General features: G+C 29.2%; 14 protein-coding genes and 1 pseudogene. 7 read left to right on the top strand and 8 right to left on the bottom strand.

The window, feature by feature from the left end; genetic code table 11:
• Positions 1-84: 84 nt before the first annotated feature.
• Entirely contained in the window at positions 85-1215 is a 1131-nt protein-coding gene (locus H0I27_RS01570; RefSeq protein ID WP_218732193.1) for a FecR family protein, read from the bottom strand.
• Positions 1216-1336: 121 nt separating this feature from the next.
• Between H0I27_RS01570 and H0I27_RS01565 the strand changes: the two genes are divergently transcribed.
• Both H0I27_RS01565 and H0I27_RS01560 read left to right on the top strand, forming a co-directional pair.
• Complete coding sequence (locus tag H0I27_RS01565) at positions 1337-1921, top strand: RNA polymerase sigma factor (RefSeq protein WP_218732197.1); 585 nt, start codon at positions 1337-1339, stop codon at positions 1919-1921.
• Positions 1922-3014: 1093 nt separating this feature from the next.
• Positions 3015-4532, top strand: a complete 1518-nt coding sequence (locus H0I27_RS01560; RefSeq protein WP_218732196.1) for a T9SS type A sorting domain-containing protein — start codon at positions 3015-3017, stop codon at positions 4530-4532.
• 931 nt (positions 4533-5463) lie between these two features.
• On the opposite strand, the gene H0I27_RS01555 is transcribed toward H0I27_RS01560, so the two are convergent.
• The 3 genes from H0I27_RS01555 to H0I27_RS01545 form a co-directional block, all read right to left on the bottom strand.
• Positions 5464-6840, bottom strand: coding sequence for a TlpA disulfide reductase family protein (locus tag H0I27_RS01555; protein WP_218732195.1), 1377 nt, complete (start codon positions 6838-6840; stop codon positions 5464-5466).
• Between the two features lie 589 nt (positions 6841-7429).
• A complete protein-coding gene (locus H0I27_RS01550; RefSeq protein WP_218732194.1) occupies positions 7430-10846 on the bottom strand; it encodes a SusC/RagA family TonB-linked outer membrane protein in 3417 nt (1138 codons plus the stop codon).
• A 156-nt stretch (positions 10847-11002) separates the two neighbouring features.
• On the bottom strand, positions 11003-12133 hold the full coding sequence (locus H0I27_RS01545; protein WP_218732193.1) for a FecR family protein: 1131 nt from the start codon (positions 12131-12133) through the stop codon (positions 11003-11005).
• Between the two features lie 121 nt (positions 12134-12254).
• Here H0I27_RS01545 and H0I27_RS01540 point away from each other — a divergent pair, with 121 nt between their 5' ends.
• Complete coding sequence (locus tag H0I27_RS01540) at positions 12255-12503, top strand: RNA polymerase sigma factor (RefSeq protein ID WP_218732192.1); 249 nt, start codon at positions 12255-12257, stop codon at positions 12501-12503.
• 141 nt (positions 12504-12644) lie between these two features.
• Here H0I27_RS01540 and H0I27_RS01535 read toward each other — a convergent pair.
• From H0I27_RS01535 to H0I27_RS01525, 3 genes and pseudogenes are all read right to left on the bottom strand, one after another.
• Positions 12645-13352, bottom strand: a pseudogene (locus H0I27_RS01535) (hypothetical protein); the annotation flags it as partial.
• Positions 13353-13364: 12 nt separating this feature from the next.
• Positions 13365-13700 carry a hypothetical protein gene (locus tag H0I27_RS01530; RefSeq protein WP_218732191.1) on the bottom strand — a complete coding sequence of 112 codons (336 nt, stop codon included), beginning with the start codon at positions 13698-13700 and terminating at the stop codon, positions 13365-13367.
• A gap of 245 nt (positions 13701-13945) precedes the next feature.
• Positions 13946-14137, bottom strand: a complete 192-nt coding sequence (locus H0I27_RS01525; RefSeq protein ID WP_218732190.1) for a hypothetical protein — start codon at positions 14135-14137, stop codon at positions 13946-13948.
• 461 nt (positions 14138-14598) lie between these two features.
• Between H0I27_RS01525 and kbl the strand changes: the two genes are divergently transcribed.
• Positions 14599-15795, top strand: a complete 1197-nt coding sequence (kbl, locus tag H0I27_RS01520) for a glycine C-acetyltransferase (RefSeq protein ID WP_218732189.1) — start codon at positions 14599-14601, stop codon at positions 15793-15795.
• 108 nt (positions 15796-15903) lie between these two features.
• Here the strand turns inward: kbl and H0I27_RS01515 are convergent, their stop codons facing one another.
• The gene (locus tag H0I27_RS01515) at positions 15904-16941 is read right to left on the bottom strand and encodes a LacI family DNA-binding transcriptional regulator (RefSeq protein WP_218732188.1); all 1038 of its coding nucleotides are present in this window, start codon (positions 16939-16941) and stop codon (positions 15904-15906) included.
• A gap of 156 nt (positions 16942-17097) precedes the next feature.
• On the opposite strand from H0I27_RS01515, the gene H0I27_RS01510 reads away from it, so the two are divergent.
• From H0I27_RS01510 to H0I27_RS01500, 3 genes are read left to right on the top strand one after another with little or no spacing between them, the layout of a single operon-like run.
• Positions 17098-18012, top strand: coding sequence for a sugar phosphate nucleotidyltransferase (locus H0I27_RS01510; protein ID WP_218732187.1), 915 nt, complete (start codon positions 17098-17100; stop codon positions 18010-18012).
• Position 18013: 1 nt separating this feature from the next.
• Positions 18014-19072: a phosphotransferase gene (locus H0I27_RS01505; RefSeq protein ID WP_218732186.1), complete on the top strand. Its 1059-nt coding sequence runs from the start codon at positions 18014-18016 to the stop codon at positions 19070-19072.
• Positions 19073-19124: 52 nt separating this feature from the next.
• Positions 19125-20444 carry a sugar MFS transporter gene (locus H0I27_RS01500; protein WP_218732185.1) on the top strand — a complete coding sequence of 440 codons (1320 nt, stop codon included), beginning with the start codon at positions 19125-19127 and terminating at the stop codon, positions 20442-20444.
• Positions 20445-20472: the final 28 nt, after the last annotated feature.

The raw sequence follows: 20472 nt of genomic DNA, 5'->3' as shown, positions 1-20472 counted from the left end.
GGTATTAGTTATTCATTTAATTAATATATTTATTCTAAGGGATGAAGTTAATTTACTTTGAGCGGTATAAACTTCGTCTCTTTTTTATTCTAGAACTATTCTTTTACCATATACTTTATAATTCAGATTAATACTTCTTTTAATAGGTTCTAAAACCTCTTCTAAATTCATACTTTTACTTAAGACACCATTAAATCTTATATCTTCCAGTTTTTTATTTTTAATAATTATATCTACATCATACCATCTAGATAAAGATTTCATAATTTCTTTCAATGGCTTATCTCGAAATGAAAAGATTCCTTCCCTCCAAGCTATTTCATTGTATACCTTAACAGTCTTAACCTCAATAGCGCCTCCCGAACTACCTATAACAGACTGAAATCCGGGATTTAATTTTTCTTTAAAGAATTCATTTTTCACAGACACTTTACCTTCTACTAAAGTGGTATACACATTTACATCATCACTGTAAGCTTTTATATTAAATTCTGTACCCAAAACTTCTACTTCTTGCAGTCTAGAACGAACTTTAAAACGTGTTCCTTTATGGTTTTTACTTGAAGACACATCAAAAAAAGCTTCTCCATATATAAGCTCAACTTCTCGTGTTATTCCCTCCTTAAAACTTACTGGATATTTTAATTTTGAATCTGAATTTAACCAGACTCGAGTACCATCTGCCAATTCAACTTCAAACCTACCTCCTCTTGGTACGGTTAAGTGGTTATATAACACTTGATTCTCTCCTTTTTTATCATATTTAATTTGCACCCCATTACTAGTTAACTTAGCTGTTTTATAAGGTTTTCCCTTTTCTAACATAATATCAGAGCCATCATCAAGAGTTAAAATAGCCTTATTAGTACCTGGGATTACTGCTTCTGCAACTGTGTTTTTTATTCCATTTTGTTCTTGGTTATTTATTAAATAATACGATAATGAAAATGTCAAAACTATTACAGCTGCTGCGGCATATTTAAACCACATCGAAAGAGGTTGTTGCCTAGGCTTTTGTTTCTCTATAGCATCCCAAAGTTTATCATATGCTTTGTCTATATCTGGTTTATTTAATACCGTATGAACAGCATAATAATCTTTTATATAATCTTTAAAAACCTGTTGATTTTTCTTTTCTTTTAACATCTCTTTGAGTTCTACTAACTCTTTTGAAGAGATTGTATTAATTATGTATTTTATTGTAAGTTTTTTCAACGTTTTATCTATTTCAGTTTAATTTATACAACAAATACGCTAATTTATTATTTTACCCTTAGTCTTATTTCATATTTTTTTTAGCATATTTGTCTTTTAATCAAAAATTCTAAAAATTAATTTGAAAAATCTCTCTGACGACACTATATTAGCTAAAAGCATTAAAAAAGGCAGTAGAAAGGCATTTAGTATATTGTTTGATCGTTATTATAAAAAACTTTTAGATTATGCCGTTACCTATACTCACGATTTACATGAAGCAGAAGATATTGTACAGCAAACATTTATAACACTTTGGAATAATAGATTAAAAATAAATACTGAAAAATCTATTAAAAGTTATTTATACAGAATAACACATAACACTTATATTGATATTTACAGAAAACAAAAAAAAAGTGATTCTTTTTTTAATGAACTTAAAGAACAAGTTCTTAGAGAGAGAATTACAGAAGACCCTGAAATTCTAGAAAAACGTATTACTAAATTAAAAAATACAATAGAAATACTACCAGAACAATGTAAAAAGGTTTTGTATTTAAATAAGTTTGAAAATCTTAAGTATAAAGAAATTTCAGAACAATTAGACATTTCTATAAAGACAGTAGAATCTCATATGTATACCGCTTATAAAAAAATACGAAAAGCTTTTGAAGAAGATAATTTATTTTTGTTCTTCGCCTATAAATTTGCTTACAAACAATAACAGACTTATTTTCTCTTTAACTTTTGTTAAAACTACATGTTAACTGTATTACCAATCCCTGCAATATTTATGACGGCTAACAAAAACCTTATAAATACAATTTATTCACCTTTCCTCCATATGCAAAATACATTGGCCTAATCTAACTTCTTTAAAAATATTTTTGGCCACTTTTAGTAACTACCACTTAAATAGTAAAGTCTTTTAACGCTTGTATTCTTCTCAAAAATCATAACAAAATATTTTTTTTGGAAACCAAATTAAATCTTGTTAGACAATATACTAACTATTAAAATTTCATTCGTAATTAAATAATCTAATTCTTTCTCTCTACCTATTACAAATTTCGTTATCGAAATTTCATCTAACTTACTCTATTTAAACATATCTGCAAATATTTTCTTTTAACTTAATAATAATCTCCAAGGAAATTTATTTTCACATTAACTATTACATGTTTGATAGGTAACAGCTTGTTCAATTTTCAACTATAATTAATAATCCTTTGGTTAAATTATTTTTCTAGTTTTTACATGCGACTTTTAATTTAATAGTTATCAAGCTATTTTATAATAAGACTTAATAACTGTACTTTAGGTACACATCTTCAATTATAATATAAGGATTCAAAACAATTTATCGCAAAATTTCTTTTAAAATTGAAAACATTTGTTCTGTATCTTTATCTATCTCCTTTCTATAGCAAGCAATACTAATTCCTATACATAAAGAACAATCAAAACAAAAATATTTTATTGTTGCTCTGTGATTATAATTTTGAATCCCCTCATCAAGGGCATACAAATTTTTACTACTTGTAATGCTTTAAAAAAAATTACAAAAAAACAAAATAAGCTATTTGATGATTTTTTAACAACAAAACAAAGAAAACATAAAATTTAGCTATAAATTAATTTTTTAAAAAACTATTACAATAAAAAAACAAAAACAAGTAATTTGATGAATTATTAATAATGAAATAAACAAAACATAACATTTAATTGTAAAAAAAATAAAATAAATTAAAAATAAACTAAGGGTAAAATAACAAATCAACGTAATAGAATATATAATTTAAAAACTACAAATAATTATGAAACATTTTTACTTATTCGTTTTATTGCTAATTTCAAGCATAACTTACTCGCAGATCACACTTCTTAAAGACATTAATGCTTCGCCTTACCCTTTTGGTCAAGAATCTTACAATTCTTCCCCTGACAAATTATTTGCATTTAACGGAAAATTTTATTTTGCTGCCGATGATTCACAAGCTACAAATACAGGAGGTATAGATGCTGGTAAAGAACTATGGGTTTCTGATGGTACACCTGAAGGTACAGTATTATTAAAAGATCTAGATGGATCGGCCGAATCATCTAATCCAACCTATTTTTTTGAATTAAACAATAAATTATATTTCAATGCAGCTATTCCAGGAGCGGATACTTATAGTGTCTACACTACCGATGGTACTGAAGCTGGAACAGTAATAATAACTGACGATTTTCGAACGGGGGAGATTGCTGTTATTATTGGCAATAAAGCTTACATGAGAAATTTTAATGCTGATTATACAGGCTCTTTTTATGAATTTGACGGTACAACCTTTACCGAATTACCAGATAATGGTACAGGTACAGTAAAAGTTACAAGTGATTACATTGGGTTTAATAATAATTCTATCTTATTCAGTATGACATATGATGATGGGGGTACAGGCACATCGGTGGGTAATGAGTTATATCTTTATGACATCACTAATCAAACTTATACATTGGTTAAGGATGTTAACGATGCAGGAGATTCTTCTTTAAATCATATGACAAAGTTGGGAGACAATGTTTACTTTGAATATGATAATGATTTATGGGTTACCGATGGTACATCAGCAGGAACAACGGTAGTAACATCTGCAACTTCTATTAACAGCCTTAAAAGTTTATACGCTTGGGAAGGTAAATTGTATTTTGAAGGTGATGATGGAGGTTTTGACCAACTTTGGGTATATGATCCTGTAGCAGATACAATTAGTGATCTTAGTGGTTATACAGAAGATAATCCTAATGGTTTCACTTTTAACCACGACCCTGTTCATTTTGCGGCACCTGGTGATGGTTATTTATACTATGCAGGTAAATCTGTAGGTACTTTTGCTACCTATCGTTTGTATAGAACAAACGGAGTAAGCATAGAACCAATAGAAATTGATTTATTTGATAATGTTGATGAAATTATTGTTTTAAACAATAAATTGTATTTTGAAGCTTCTAATAATACACTTAATACTGATTATACTGCAGGTACTGTTGATATAGGTAGAGAATTATTTACTTATACAAATGATGAATTAAATACGTTATCTACTACAACGTTTGACTTGGATAATTCATTTTCTGTTTATCCAAATCCATCAACTGATTTATTTAATATTAAAACAACTTTAACAGGGTCTGTTAATTATACATTATATAATGTATTAGGTACAAAAGTACTTAGTGGAACAGTTGAAAATGATATAATCAATCACAATTTACAATCAGGAATGTATCTATTAAAATTAGATAATGGTTCTGTTTCAACTACTAAAAAAGTGATCATAAAAAAGTAATTTTTTTTACAAATAATAAGAAACATAAAAATATCGTCCAACATTGGACGATATTTTTTATACTATATTTTATTTATTTGTCTAGTGTATTGTAAAGATATAGGTTGATCTTTTTTAGGTTAAATAATTGATGTGTATTAAATTGATAATTCAGGTAAATTTACATTGTTTTTTTCGATATGACTTGTATTTTATATTCGGAGTTCAATGTACTTTTGCAGGTCTTCTTAAGTCAAGACTAAAATCGGCTCTAAGGTTATTATAAATATCTATAGCTTGGAAAGTTGTTTTTTGGGCAATTTTAGTGTTTTAAATTATTTGATTTAAAACAGATTGATACTTTGAGCTCTATTAATATGTTCAGCGATAGTATTTTCGACAGAATTCGTTTTCATAAGTGATTATAATTAAGGTCTTAATTTTTAGTCAATCTATTTTTTAGCGTATCAATAAAGTTTCAATCTGGTGCTATATCAATTTCTTTTTTAAAAGATTTATCGAGCTTTACTAAAGCTCCCTTTTCATGTTCATTAAAATTATCAATTTTACCAGAGAATAAGACATAGCCTACTTGGGGTATTTTTATAAACTATAATGCTTAAGAACAACCCGAAACCAAATTACGTGAGTTCGATGTAATACTTTATGCATTTCAGTTATTTACGTTTTAAAAGGTCTTTTTATGAGTCTATTTAATATTCAAACTGACCATTATTGGCAATAATCGAAGTACTGTGATTAAAAAAAACAATATAAATTAACTATAAAATAATCAAAAACGTTTAAAATCAATGTTTTGCTATTTTTCATAGGTTGAACTCACGTTAAATGTTTTTTTTATTTGATGAAAAGCTATAATACTGAAATTTTATTTTATCAATAAATAGTATATGTTTAGCTAATTGTATTAATAACATATACTTAATTGACTTTAAATATTTAGCTCATTAAATAAATCTATCAACTCAGGACTAGAAGGACGGGGTGCTTTGTTAGAAACTATTTTCCCTTCTGGGTCTAATAATATAAATCGAGGTATTGAGACAACAAAATAATCATCAATAAACTTAGATTTTCCTCCTTTATCAGCAATAACTTGAACACTTCCTAATTTCTCATCAATAACCATTTGTTTCCATTTATCGTAATCTTTGGGGGCATCAATTGATAAACTTAAAAAATAAATATGCTTACCATGATATGCTTTTTCTATCTTTTTTAAATATGGTAACTCATTTAAACAAGGTATACACCATGTTGCCCAAATATCGATATAAACATATTTTCCTTTTAAATCATCTAACGATAAAGTTCCTCCTGAATGCTTTTCATAGTCTATAAATTTTGGGGATGGTTTACCTTTGCTTATATCTAGCAACTTGTTATATACTTTTGTTACTTTAGCATTGTTATATTCATTAGTAGAAGCATTAATAAATATTTGATAGTACTCTTCAAAATCTCCTACATTAAGCATTCCATATTCTGTACCAGAAAATATTAGTTCATTTTTAATCGTTTGATTTGGAATTATTGCATTTACCTTCATCCTGGCTAGAGATAAACTAATAGAATCTTTTTTTGATAAATCTTTAGCTTTATTTAAATAGTGTGCAACAACTAATTGCTTATAAGTATTGGAAGTTTTAAAGTCTTTTTCATTAGTAACATCTAAAGTTTTTACTTCATCTAAAAACCCATTAGAAGGAGTGTAGTTATTCTTCTTTGCCCAATAACTATGGAGACCTTTTGTATACTCTGATAAATCAAGTAAATAACTGTAATTAATCTCCTTCTTTTCTAATGCTTTAAAAGTTGCATCAATTCCTTCTATAGTATCTAATGCTTTATTAAGCTGAGAATTTAAATTCTTGGCTGTATTTTTAAAGTCAATTTCTTCTAATGAATAAAACGATTTCTTATCTGTTCTTATCTTTATTGCCTCTTTTTTTAATAATAAATATTTTGTAGTTCCAGATCCTTTACCTGAAATATTTAAAGAATTATTAAAATCCTTAGAATCAGCGGTAATGTTAACTTCACTTCCTTTGTTTAAATAAATATTAATCTTATTTTTTCCTAAAGTAAGTAAATAAGACCCAGCACTAGTTTTAATAGTATCTAAAAAAAAACCATTTTGATCAATTGCAATTTTCTTTTTTGAAGACTGATTTACTTTTGTTAAAATTATTTCTTTAGTATCAATGTTATTAATTTTGCCAGAAAGCAAGGAATATTCCACTGTTTTTTCAGTTGTGCAAGCCATCAGACTTAATAAAAGCACAAAATTCAATATTGTTTTTTTCATTTGATTAAAATAATTTAAACGTTTATTATATCTATAACATCATTTGGTGGTAATATATATTCAACATCATCTGCATTATGAATTACTGTTTTAGCTAAAGCAGATCCTGTATTCAACCTTTTAAAATCTTGGAATCTAAAGTCGCCAACAAACATGAATCTCCTTCTTTTTTATACCTAAAGCTTCTTCCTTAGCTATTTTTTTTAATCCTCTATAAAAAATCATAATATCCATTACATTATTGATTACCAAATTAAATATATAGACTTGATATATACTGATGCATAATACTCATTATCTTTTCCTACAGGGTGATTGGTTCTGAATTGAAGTAATAATATTTTTTTGTACTTCACTAATACTAGCTAAAATGACTCCCTCCAGAAAGCTTGAATCTGTCGACTTTTTTAAATCATCTATAAGATAATTTGTGTTTACAACATCCGGTAATAGAGATAAACTAAAGAAACATAATCTTCATAATTATCCAGTATATTATAGCTCTTAGGATCTACAACTAGGTAATCATCACAAGAATAAAAACAAATATCAATTAACGATACTAATAATATTTTATATGTTTTTAATTTTAAAAGTTTAAGTTAACTCCTAAGGTATATGTTGGCATAATTACTGCTCCTCTGTTGTTTTGATTATTCCATACTTCAGGATCTAAGTTATTTCTATTAGAGGCCCATCTTAATGGATTTTGGACATCAAAAGAGAATCTTAATCCTGAAATTTTCATTTTATCCAATATTACATTTGGTAAGTTATATGCTAAAGCTATATTTCTTAATTTAATATAATCTGCTTTTTGAACATGTATGTTGGCATATTTCCATAAATCAGTAGCATTATCATCAGTAGCTTTATAAGCGGGAGATATATAAATATCTTCCTCATCACCAGGCTGTTTCCAGTAGTTTAAATTTATTCTATCTAAATTATTATTTAAATCATAAGGATTTGAAAATGATGGATAAAACCCAGCAGCAACGTCTCTTTGTACATTCCCTCCATAATAAACCAAAAGGAATGAAAATTCAAATTGTTTATATTTAATCTCGTTAGAAAGAGACATGTGGTATGGTGGATTGTAAGTTCCTTCGTGTATTAAGTCATCGTACTCCAATTCCTCTAAAGTACTTACAATAGTTCCATCTGCCTTATAAGCTGTTGGAGAACCTGTTTCATCTAAACCTGCATAATTAATACTATAAATACTATTAAAAGGTTTTCCTTCTCGAGCTTGCAATCCGAAATATGAATCTACACTTGTTTCTGAATCATTAAGCTCTTTAATTTCATTTTTATTATAACTAAACAAATAATTAGTACTCCATTTAAAATCTGTATCATCTATAATTTTTGAATGCAATTGAAACTCAAATCCTTTATTATTCATCGAAGCATAATTCTCAGTAGCATCATCCCATCCTAAAGTTGTAGCATCATTTACTACATTTCCGATTAAATTAGTAGTTTTCTTATTATAAAAATCAATACTACCTGAGATTCTATTTGAAAACAAGCTATAATCTATAGCAAAATTAGTGCTGTTTGTTTTTTCCCATCTTAAAACCTCTTCTCCTGTATTAATATTATCTGACGGGGATACTTCGAATATAGTATAAAGATCACTTTCTCTGTAGACATTACCATTTATTCCATATGAAGATCTAATCTTTAGTAGATCTAACCAAGATATAGAGTCTGTGTTTATTCTATAATTTGCACCTATAGACCACAAAGGACGGTATTGGTGCTTTGAATTTGTTCCATATAAATTAGATTGATCTACTCTTATACTAGCATTAAATCTTAAATTACCATCAAATTCATATGACCCATTTCCATAAAAAGAAACATATTTATCGTCTATATAAGTACTAGCAGGATCAACTCCCGTAAATTGAAACGTTCCATCATAAGAATTCGTCCCTAAAATCACACTTGATCTTAATGTTGCTTCATTTACTGCAGAAAAAAACAATCTATCATTATCGTAACCATATCTAGCAAATCCATGGGTCGTATTTATTACCTGTCGTCTTTCTGCTCCAATAAACACATTTACATCATGTTTTTGTTTGAATAGATTATTATAATTAAGTTGTGCTTTTAATGTATATGATTGTTGATTAATAGTCTTTTCTATCACTCGTCCTCCATACGGAATATTAAATATTAATTTACCGTCTTCAAATTGTGAAGCATCGTTGATTAATTTACGAATTAAATAATTTTCCTCACTTGAATAGTCATTAATATGAGAATTACCTATTTCTGTTTGTCCTCTTAATTCTAAGTTCAATGATTTTGTGAAATCAAATTTCCCACCAATATTTATATTAATATAAGGGTTTTCATAAGTTACTTGATGGGTTTCTAACTCTTTTAAAGGATAGTACGTTTCATCTATCAATCCAAGTGAATTTAACCTATTTACTTCCTCACTACTTTTGATATATTCCCACTGAGATAGATCTCCGTTTTCATCTTTAAGTGTCTGAAAAGGAACCATAGACCCGCCCAATAAATCCAATCCAGAAATACCTGTATAGTTATCAGAACTATTGTAACTACCAATAACACTTAAATCTAAATCAACCCGATCAGTTAATTGAAAACTGTTTTTTGTATTAAAACCAATTCGGTCTACAGAATTATTTACCTCATTAGAACCTGTAGTAGTAAAATTTAAAGCTAATGAATATTGATGCTTATCAGACCCGCCTTTCATAGAAAAATTATGTTGATAAGTTATTTTATTAGTTAACAATTCGTTTTCCACTTGCTCATAACCATCTACCCCTCTAAGCCTATTTATTTCTGAATTAAAATACTCTTCAGTAATATTTCCATCTTCTCTATCATACAATAATTTACTCACTTGGTTTTGCGCCAATGCAGAATTCTGTCTAATATTACTATCGTATGCCTTATCAAAAATATACATTTGATAATCAATAAATTCGGATGATGACATTAAGTTTGCGTACGAACGATCTGGTAGAGGTGTTAATTGTCTTGTAGATGAATAACTAAATGTTGGTCCCCCCACATAACCTCCTTTGGTAGTAATAACAATAACCCCATTGGCAGATCTTACACCATAAATAGAAGTTGCTGAAGCATCTTTTAATATAGTAATATTTTCAATTTCTTTGGGATTTATCGCTTCTAAATCTCCTTCATAAGGTACACCATCGACAACGATTAAAGGAGTATTATCAGCTGAAAAAGTAGCACCTCCTCTAATAACAGGAGTTCCCTTATACAAAGACACACCATTTGCTGCACCTTCTATTCTCGATAAAATATTAGTTTGAACCCTATTTTCAATTGCCTCAGCATTAACTGTAGAATATGAACCCGTAGACTCTTCTTTAGATAAACTATGGTATCCTGTCATTAAAACTTCATTTAAATTCGTTAAATCTTTTTTAAGAACTACATTGATTACTGCCTGCTTACCCACCTTAACTTTTTGAGTTAATAAACCTCGAAAACTAAATACAATAATTATATCTTCACTGCTACTACTTAGACTTATCTCGTAGGTACCATCATCTTTGGTTGTTTCACCAGGTGTATTTTTTTCAAAAACATCTACTCCAGATAAAGGGACACCTTCTTCATCAGTTACTACACCTTTTACTGTACGTGTTTGGTTAATATTAATTGATTTAGATTTTTCTTGAATTACAATAGTATTACCTTCTGAAAAACCATATATAAACTTACCTTTAGACAAACTCATATCTAAAAGGTTTTTAGCTTTAAAAACACCTTTTTTAAGAACTACTTTTGGATAACCATTAAACAAATCTGATTTATAAACAAATGAATAACCTGTCTGACTTTTAACCATATCAAAAATTTCATTCACAGAAACAGTTTTATCTTCCTCAATTGTAATTCTTACATTTTTAGAAATTATATCGATAGGCTTAAAACCTAAAATGGTAAAACATAATAATAATAATAGGGCTATTCTCATAATAAAATTTCGAATTCTTTCTTTCTTTATAAAGAATGTTTTTTTTGTGAAATTAATATTCATAAATTTGTTGGTATTAGTTATTCATTTAATTAATGTATTTATTCTAAGGGATGAAGTTAATTTACTTTGAGCGGTATAAACTTCGTCTCTTTTTTATTCTAGAACTATTCTTTTACCATATACTTTATAATTCAGATTAATACTTCTTTTAATAGGTTCTAAAACCTCTTCTAAATTCATACTTTTACTTAAGACACCATTAAATCTTATATCTTCCAGTTTTTTATTTTTAATAATTATATCTACATCATACCATCTAGATAAAGATTTCATAATTTCTTTCAATGGCTTATCTCGAAATGAAAAGATTCCTTCCCTCCAAGCTATTTCATTGTATACCTTAACAGTCTTAACCTCAATAGCGCCTCCCGAACTACCTATAACAGACTGAAATCCGGGATTTAATTTTTCTTTAAAGAATTCATTTTTCACAGACACTTTACCTTCTACTAAAGTGGTATACACATTTACATCATCACTGTAAGCTTTTATATTAAATTCTGTACCCAAAACTTCTACTTCTTGCAGTCTAGAACGAACTTTAAAACGTGTTCCTTTATGGTTTTTACTTGAAGACACATCAAAAAAAGCTTCTCCATATATAAGCTCAACTTCTCGTGTTATTCCCTCCTTAAAACTTACTGGATATTTTAATTTTGAATCTGAATTTAACCAGACTCGAGTACCATCTGCCAATTCAACTTCAAACCTACCTCCTCTTGGTACGGTTAAGTGGTTATATAACACTTGATTCTCTCCTTTTTTATCATATTTAATTTGCACCCCATTACTAGTTAACTTAGCTGTTTTATAAGGTTTTCCCTTTTCTAACATAATATCAGAGCCATCATCAAGAGTTAAAATAGCCTTATTAGTACCTGGGATTACTGCTTCTGCAACTGTGTTTTTTATTCCATTTTGTTCTTGGTTATTTATTAAATAATACGATAATGAAAATGTCAAAACTATTACAGCTGCTGCGGCATATTTAAACCACATCGAAAGAGGTTGTTGCCTAGGCTTTTGTTTCTCTATAGCATCCCAAAGTTTATCATATGCTTTGTCTATATCTGGTTTATTTAATACCGTATGAACAGCATAATAATCTTTTATATAATCTTTAAAAACCTGTTGATTTTTCTTTTCTTTTAACATCTCTTTGAGTTCTACTAACTCTTTTGAAGAGATTGTATTAATTATGTATTTTATTGTAAGTTTTTTCAACGTTTTATCTATTTCAGTTTAATTTATACAACAAATACGCTAATTTATTATTTTACCCTTAGTCTTATTTCATATTTTTTTTAGCATATTTGTCTTTTAATCAAAAATTCTAAAAATTAATTTGAAAAATCTCTCTGACGACACTATATTAGCTAAAAGCATTAAAAAAGGCAGTAGAAAGGCATTTAGTATATTGTTTGATCGTTATTATAAAAAACTTTTAGATTATGCCGTTACCTATACTCACGATTTACATGAAGCAGAAGATATTGTACAGCAAACATTTATAACACTTTGGAATAATAGATTAAAAATAAATACTGAAAAATCTATTACCAGACAAACAAGTTTCATAACCAACCGTTTTTAGACGTTGAGAAATGGTTTGTTCATTTGCTTGCATATGAACTAAATCTCTTAGATCTTCACTTTTCTTAGGACTAGGTATAAAGTCCATAAACTCCAGCTCTATTTGGGCTTCTTCCTTTTCTTCAAAAATATCAGTAAATGTTCAAAAAGCTAAAGAGTTTATTAAGCCAATACAATCTAGATTAGATTTTACAATATAAGCCGCTACTGGTAAACGATCATGCATTGGATCTCTTGTGTTCCATTCTGTTAAGTGAATTTCTATGTCTGGATATTCACTTTTAGCTATGGTTTTATTTAACCATTCTAAATCTAGTTTTAATGATTTTGCAAAACGTGTTAAAAACAGCTTCTGAAGCTTCATCATCTGTCGTTTCTCCATCAAAACAAGTATCTGGCACATAATTACTCGTAAAGGCCCTCCTACTTTTAATCTATTATCTACGGAGCGTACTGCTATAACAGACTGCTTGTACAACTCAAAATACTGAGATTTTGTTCCGTCCCAAAATAACTTATATAAATTAGGCTCGTTCCATACTTCAAAGTACCAAGTAAGTACTTCATCAATTCCGTATCTATCCACATAATGCTGTGTAAAAGCTTTTACCAAATCATGCCATTTTTCAAAAGAATCATTTGCTGGCGTAATATTTGCCTTCCACCAGAAAACCGTTTTAGAATTTTCTGCTGCCATACTTGTTGGTAAAAATGCAAGTTCAACAAATGGCTTCACCTTTAAATCTAACAAATCATCAATATATTTCCAATTGTAGACCGTTTTTCCTTTTTCAATAATTACTGGAAACATATCATCGTGAAAAATTCCATGAAAACGAACATATTCAAATCCGCAATTTTCTTAAGCTTGTTCTAATTGTTCTAACCAACCATCTCGTAAACCTTCATTAGCACGTCCGGATCCAACCATTTTACTCCAAAAATGATCAAATTTTTCGCCCTTTGAATTGGCATTAATATTAGTTGATTTTACGTTATTATTTTCAAAAAAAAGAACATATAACTTACTTAATTTTTGAGGGCTAATTTTTAGCTTGAATTTTAACATAACGTCTAAAGCTTTCCTCTTTTTTATGACCTGTAATATTTTACAGTCTTTCGCTGTAATTAACATTCTTACTGACATTAACCCTTCTTTATTGACCTTATCCTTTCTTAAATAAAATGAAACTTTCATAAATATACAATTTGATACAAATATTCAAAATAGGGCAATTAAAAGGGCTACCTATTTAAATAAAATTTGATTAAAATTGATTTCAAATGAATTAATTAAGCTATATTATATAGTATTTAAAGAGATTAAACACGTTTAAAAAATAAGGTACTCCTACCTTGAGCACAGGTTAAAAACCGTAATTCATTTAATACAAAATGATTACGGTTTTTTTATTAAGTGTATTTCCGACATAGTAACGAGAATTAAACAACAGATTGCTCATAATATCCTGAAATACAATACCCAAGCAAACAATAATACCGAACGTTTGTAAGAAAATAATAATTTAGATATTCTGCTTTCTGAGATTCATCAACCAAAGAAAAATCTTTTTCTAACAAAGTAAAAACAGCTTCCTCCTTCTGTTTCGATATCGAAAAGTATTGTGCTACCATTTCTTGAATATCACTTTTACTTGCTTTGGATATTTCTTTATTGAATATATGCTGATAGTTTTTTCAAATTCTAAAGATCCAGCTTTAAAAAGCTGCTGATTTTCTTTAGAAACGGTATGATATAAATTATAAAACTTTAGAAGAAATCGTACTAAAGTACAAAATAACAGAAATCTATCATTTAGCAGCCATTCCTTCTGCCAATGAAGAAAAAACCATGAGTTTTACACCAAAATAATTTTTTAATTCAATAAAAAAGACCTACTTAAATTTTAGTATTACATTTAAGCCAGATTTCAGGTAAGAAATTGCAAACTCGTGGCCAGAAAGTATCGATGATTTTCCTGCAAGAAGAGATTCGAACTGGAAGCCACTATTCGATTTAGATAGCATGCCTAAAATAATGATAGAAAAATTAAAAGAAAAATACAGTTTAAGTACTGTAAAATAAAACAGATACCATGTACGGAAGCATAAAAGAGAATTTACAGAAAGAATTACAAGCCATTAAAGACAATGGTTTATTTAAAGAAGAGCGCATTATTACAACCTCACAAGATGCCGTTATTAAGGTTTCTACAGGAGAAGAAGTAATTAATTTTTGTGCCAACAATTACTTAGGCTTGTCTAATAATAAAGAAGTAATTCAGGCTGCAAAAGACACATTAGACTCGCATGGGTTTGGTATGTCTTCTGTTCGTTTTATTTGTGGAACTCAAGATATTCATAAAGAATTAGAGGCTAAAATAGCTGAGTTTTTTCATTGTGAAGACACTATTTTATACGCCGCAGCATTTGATGCAAATGGAGGAGTTTTTGAACCTTTATTATCAAAAGAAGATGCTATTATTTCCGACTCCTTAAACCACGCTTCTATTATAGACGGAGTTCGTTTGTGTAAAGCAGCTCGTTATCGTTATAACAATAACGACATGGTTTCTTTAGAAGAGCAGTTAATTGAAGCAAACAAACAAAATCATCGTTTTAAAATAATTGTAACCGATGGTGTATTTTCTATGGACGGCGTTGTTGCCGAATTAGATAAAATTTGCGATTTAGCAGATAAATATGATGCTTTGGTAATGGTAGATGAATGTCATGCTTCTGGTTTTATTGGTAAAACCGGTCGTGGTACAATAGAACTAAAAAATGTACTTGGCAGAGTTGATATTGTTACCGGAACTTTAGGAAAAGCTTTGGGTGGAGCAATGGGTGGTTTTACTACGGGTAAAAAAGAAATTATAGAAATGTTACGTCAGCGTTCTAGACCTTACTTATTCTCTAATTCTTTAGCTCCTGCCATTGTTGGTGGTTCTCTAAAGGTTTTTGAAATGTTAGAAAACGATACTTCGTTAAGAGATAAATTAGAGGAAAACACCAATCATTTTAGATCTAAAATGGAAGCTGCAGGTTTCGATTTAGTTGGTGCAGATGCCGCAATTGTACCGGTTATGTTGTATGATGCAAAATTGTCTCAGATTATGGCAAACCAATTATTAGAAGAAGGTATTTATGTAATTGGTTTTTTCTTTCCAGTAGTACCAAAAGACAAGGCAAGAATTAGAGTTCAATTATCCGCAGCACATACAAAAGAACATATTGATAAAGCGGTAGCTGCTTTTATTAAAGTTGGTAAAAGATTGAATGTAATAAAGTAATAGTATTTACACGAGTTTGTTTAAAATAGTAGTACTTATTAAAGGTATAGAGCACTTTTAGAATAAGCAATCCATACAAAGATTGATTTTCTTTTAGTGCTTTTTAAGTTATAAATACGTTTCTATATTCTCGCTCGTAATAATATCTATAGGCAATAAGCTTTTAGCAGGTATTTCTTTATTAAAAAGAAAGAAATCAACTAAATAATTCAGACCTAAATACACTTGTTTTTTAGGGTTTTGATGGATTAAGAAATCTATAACGTTCTCTTTTAAATATTGAATATTCTCTTCCAATAAATCATAGCCAATCAGTTTTACATTATTCAAATTTTTACTTTTAATAAATTCCGCAACTTCATAAACTTTAGACGTGGTCACAAAAATAGCGTCCGAAGTAAAAGAATCAGAAAATATAGAATCTAAATTATTTGCTAGGTCAGATTGTTTAGAATTATGGGTTACAATTTTATAATCAGAATTTTGTATTTCATCAAAATAATCTCTGAAACCTTTCTCCTTTTCCTGCATGTGAATAGAATTATTAAAATCTTCATCGACATGAATAATATCTATCGTAGCATTTTTTTTGATGATCATTTGTAGCAAACCTGCAGCTATTCTTCCACTTTTAAATAAATCTTGACCAACAAAATTCTTAGTATTTTCAATTTCTAATTGGTTGTTAAATTTGCTAACAATAATATTTTTAAGGGCATATTTATTAATAATACCTACTGTTTCCTTATAAAATAAAGGCGCCAATAAAACTGCATCTGGCGATAATTCTAATACTTTATTATTAACCTCTACAAAAGAATGTACATTATTAGGATGAAAAAAGAAAGGCTCTATAAAAACACCAAAAGATGCAAACTCATTTACTGCTGCTACAATACCTTCATAACATGGCAACCAAAAAGCATCTTTAGTATAATCTGGTAAAACAACACAAATGTGGTAATCTTTGGTGTTTTTTAGACTTCGGGCAAGCAAATTTGGCTTGTAGTCTATTTCATTTAAAACAGCAGTTACCTTTTCTAAAGCTAATGCAGATACTTTGCCTCTTTTATGAATAACTCTATCTACCGTTCCTTTAGATACACCTGCTAATTCTGCAATATTTTTAATAGTATATTTCTTCATCAAAGCAAATATATACCTTTTTGTTTCAATAATTGTGTTCGAGCACATTTTATTACTATTCTCTTGGTAACACAAAATAATATATATATTTTTGTTTCAATCAGAAAGCATTGTAACATAATAAAAACAATAATACTGACTAAATATCAACTAATTATGAGTGAGAAAAATAAACCTACACTAGTTATTTTAGCAGCAGGAATGGGAAGTCGTTACGGCGGATTAAAACAAATGGACAGTTTTACCAAAGAAGGAGATACTATTATAGATTTTTCTCTTTATGATGCAGTTCATGCTGGTTTTGGTAAAGTAGTTTTTATCATCCGTAAAACATTCGAAAAAGAATTTAAAAATATTTACAACACAAAATTAGCAGGTAAAATAGCCGTAGAATATGTATTTCAAGAATTAGAAAATGTACTTGAAAAATATAGAAATCCAAAAAGGGTAAAACCTTGGGGAACAGGCCACGCTTTATTAATGACCAAAAATGTAATAAAAGAAAATTTTGCCATTATAAATGCTGACGATTTTTATAGCAGACAAGCTTTTGTTGCCATTGCAGAACAGCTAAGAAATACAGATAAAAATAGTTATGATTTTAGTATGGTAGCTTATTCTTTAAAAAATACAATTTCAGAAAACGGTTATGTATCTAGAGGAGAATGTACCGTTGATGAAAACGGTTTTTTAACTGATGTTACCGAAAGAGTTAGAATTGAAAAAATAGTCGGAATCCTAAAAAGTGAAGATGATAACGGAGAAATGGTTCCTATTGATGAAAATACGACTGTTTCTATGAACTTCTGGGGTTTTACTCCTAAATGTTTTGAGTTTGGAGATGCCCTATTTTTAGATTTCTTAGAAAAGACGAAAGAAGACTTAAAAGCAGAATTTTATTTACCAACCATTGTGAATACAATGTTGGCGTCTAAAAAAGCATCTGTAAAAGTACTAGAATCAGACTCTAAATGGTTTGGAGTTACCTATAGTGATGATAAGGAAAAAGCGCAATTAGAGATTAACAAACTGAAAGAAAGCGGAGTGTATCCAACTAAATTATGGAACTAATATGAAAACAGAAACGATTATCTCTATTTTTAACGAGTTCGACCATCAATTTAATTATAAAAGTCATTCAGAATTAAATTCTGGGCATATAAATGATACTTTTTTAATAAAAACAGATGGCAATACTAATTACATACTCCAAAGAATCAATCAAATTGTTTTTAAAGATGTTCCGGGGTTGGTAAACAATAAAGTATTAACGAGTAATCATATTAGAAGCAAATATCCAAACGCTTCAGACGAAGTCTTAAATAAGACAGTTTTAAGCTTTATAAAAGAAAAGAATAGTAATTCTTATTATCACAAAGAAGGTGTAAATTTCTGGAATGTGATGATTTTTATTGACAATAGCGTGACACACGAAATTGTAAAAGATAAAGAAATTGCCTACGAAGGCGGAAAACTTTTAGGAGACTTCTTAAACTTAACATCAGATTTTGACAGCAGTCAATTAATAGATGTAATTCCTAATTTTCATAACATGGCTTTTCGCTTTAAGCAGTATGCTTCTTCTATACAAAGTGCTTCTAAAATCCGCTTAACAAAAGCAGCAGATTACATACAAATAGTAACAGATTTAAAGGAAGAAATGCATATTCTTCAAAACTTAAAAGATGCAGGTGAAATTCCTATAAGAGTTACACATAACGATACAAAAATATCTAATTCGCTATTTACACAAGAGAACAAAGGCATTTGTATGATAGATACAGACACCGTAATGCCAGGTATAATTCATTATGATTTTGGCGATGCTATTAGAACAATTTGTAACACAGCCGCAGAAGATGAAACAGATTTGTCTAAGGTAGAATTCAATTTAGACTATTACAAAGCATACGAAAAAGGGTTTTTAGAAAAAACAAAAGATACCTTAACAGAAAAAGAGTTAAAATATTTACCCTTAGCCGCAAAAACAATGATATTTATAATGGCATTGCGTTTTTTAACAGACTATTTAAACAATGATATTTATTACAAAACAAATTACCAAGATCATAATTTAGACAGAGCAAAAAATCAATTTAAATTGATAGAGAGTTTTTCCAAAAAATTATAATTAAATTCCAAACTTTGAAATCTATTAAACAATACAAACTAATTTAAATCTTATGAGCACGACTACTAAATCTCAAAACAACCTAGTCCCAATTATGATCATTGGAGGACTCTTCGCTATTTTCGGTTTTGTTACCTGGATAAACGGAGCGCTTATTCCATTCATGAAAACCATTAATGAACTTACGGAAACTCAGGCATATTTAGTAGCTACAGCATCTTACATTTCATTTGTAGTAATGGCATTACCTGCCTCTTACATCATTTCTAAAACAGGTTATAAAAATGGTATATCATTAGGTTTAGCAATTATGGCAATCGGTGCATTGGTTTTTATACCCGCCGCCGAAGCACGTACTTATTGGATGTTTTTATTAGCTATTTTTATTCAAGGAATTGGAATGACTATTTGCCAAACTGCAGCCAACCCTTATATTACTATTTTGGGCCCTATTGAAAGTGGTGCAAAACGTATGGCAATGATGGGAATTGCAAATAAAGTTGCAGGCGCTTTAGGTTCTATCATTTTTGGTGCGTTATTATTATCTGGTATAGATGATGTAAACGAGAAAATAGGAAACGTTTCTGCTGATGAAAAAAATGTTCTTTTAGATACCATGGCAGACAGTGTGCATACACCATATATTGTAATGGCTGTTGTCTTATTCATTTTTGCTTTTCTAATTAGAAAAGCTGCATTACCTAATGTAGAAGCTACAGAAGAAGATGCATTAACAGATGGAGAATCTTCATCAACTAAAACCATATTTCACTACCCACATTTGTGGATGGGGGTTCTAGCTTTATTTGTGTATGTTGGTGCAGAAGTAATTGCTGGAGATACCATTATTGCTTACGGAATTTCATTAGGCATACCAGCTGCAGATGCAAAATTCTTTACTACATACACCTTAATGGCAATGGTTGCAACCTACGCTTTAGGTGTCTTATTAATCCCTAAATATATACAACAAAAAACAGCGCTTGTTATTAGTGCTATTTTAGGTATTATTTTTAGTGTTCTTATAATATCTACCTCAGGGTTTACCTCTGTTTTATTTGTTGCAGCTTTAGGTGTTTCTAACGCATTAGTTTGGCCAGCAATTTGGCCATTAACTTTAGATGGTTTAGGTAAACATACTAAAACAGCTTCGGCACTTTTAATTATGGCTATTTCTGGAGGAGCGATAATACCACCATTGTATGGTAGAATTGTAGAAGCAAATAAACACGAATTAATTACCAACGGCCTGCAAGAAGCAGATGCATTAGCAACTGCAGCAACGGGCAGCTATTGGATCTTAATACCTTGTTATGCTATTGTTTTGTTATTCGCCGTTTGGGGACATAAAATAAAAAGCTGGAGTAAATAATTATAAAATTCAAACCTAACAAACTACA

The organism is Polaribacter sp. HaHaR_3_91, assembly GCF_019278525.1.
Taxonomy (GTDB): Bacteria; Bacteroidota; Bacteroidia; order Flavobacteriales; family Flavobacteriaceae; genus Polaribacter.
The sequence above is the reverse complement of the archived record's forward strand: the minus strand, read 5'-3'. Positions and strand labels throughout refer to the sequence as shown.

Excerpts from the sequence above, each read along its gene's own strand:
- H0I27_RS01515 (WP_218732188.1), bottom strand. The coding sequence starts at position 16,941 with ATGAAGAAATATACTATTAAAAATATTGCAGAATTAGCAGGTGTATCT.
- H0I27_RS01505 (WP_218732186.1), top strand. The coding sequence starts at position 18,014 with ATGAAAACAGAAACGATTATCTCTATTTTTAACGAGTTCGACCATCAA.
- H0I27_RS01500 (WP_218732185.1), top strand. The coding sequence starts at position 19,125 with ATGAGCACGACTACTAAATCTCAAAACAACCTAGTCCCAATTATGATC.
- H0I27_RS01560 (WP_218732196.1), top strand. The coding sequence starts at position 3,015 with ATGAAACATTTTTACTTATTCGTTTTATTGCTAATTTCAAGCATAACT.
- kbl (WP_218732189.1), top strand. The coding sequence starts at position 14,599 with ATGTACGGAAGCATAAAAGAGAATTTACAGAAAGAATTACAAGCCATT.
- H0I27_RS01550 (WP_218732194.1), bottom strand. The coding sequence starts at position 10,846 with ATGAGAATAGCCCTATTATTATTATTATGTTTTACCATTTTAGGTTTT.
- H0I27_RS01555 (WP_218732195.1), bottom strand. The coding sequence starts at position 6,840 with ATGAAAAAAACAATATTGAATTTTGTGCTTTTATTAAGTCTGATGGCT.
- H0I27_RS01525 (WP_218732190.1), bottom strand. The coding sequence starts at position 14,137 with ATGGTAGCACAATACTTTTCGATATCGAAACAGAAGGAGGAAGCTGTT.
- H0I27_RS01510 (WP_218732187.1), top strand. The coding sequence starts at position 17,098 with ATGAGTGAGAAAAATAAACCTACACTAGTTATTTTAGCAGCAGGAATG.
- H0I27_RS01530 (WP_218732191.1), bottom strand. The coding sequence starts at position 13,700 with ATGAAAGTTTCATTTTATTTAAGAAAGGATAAGGTCAATAAAGAAGGG.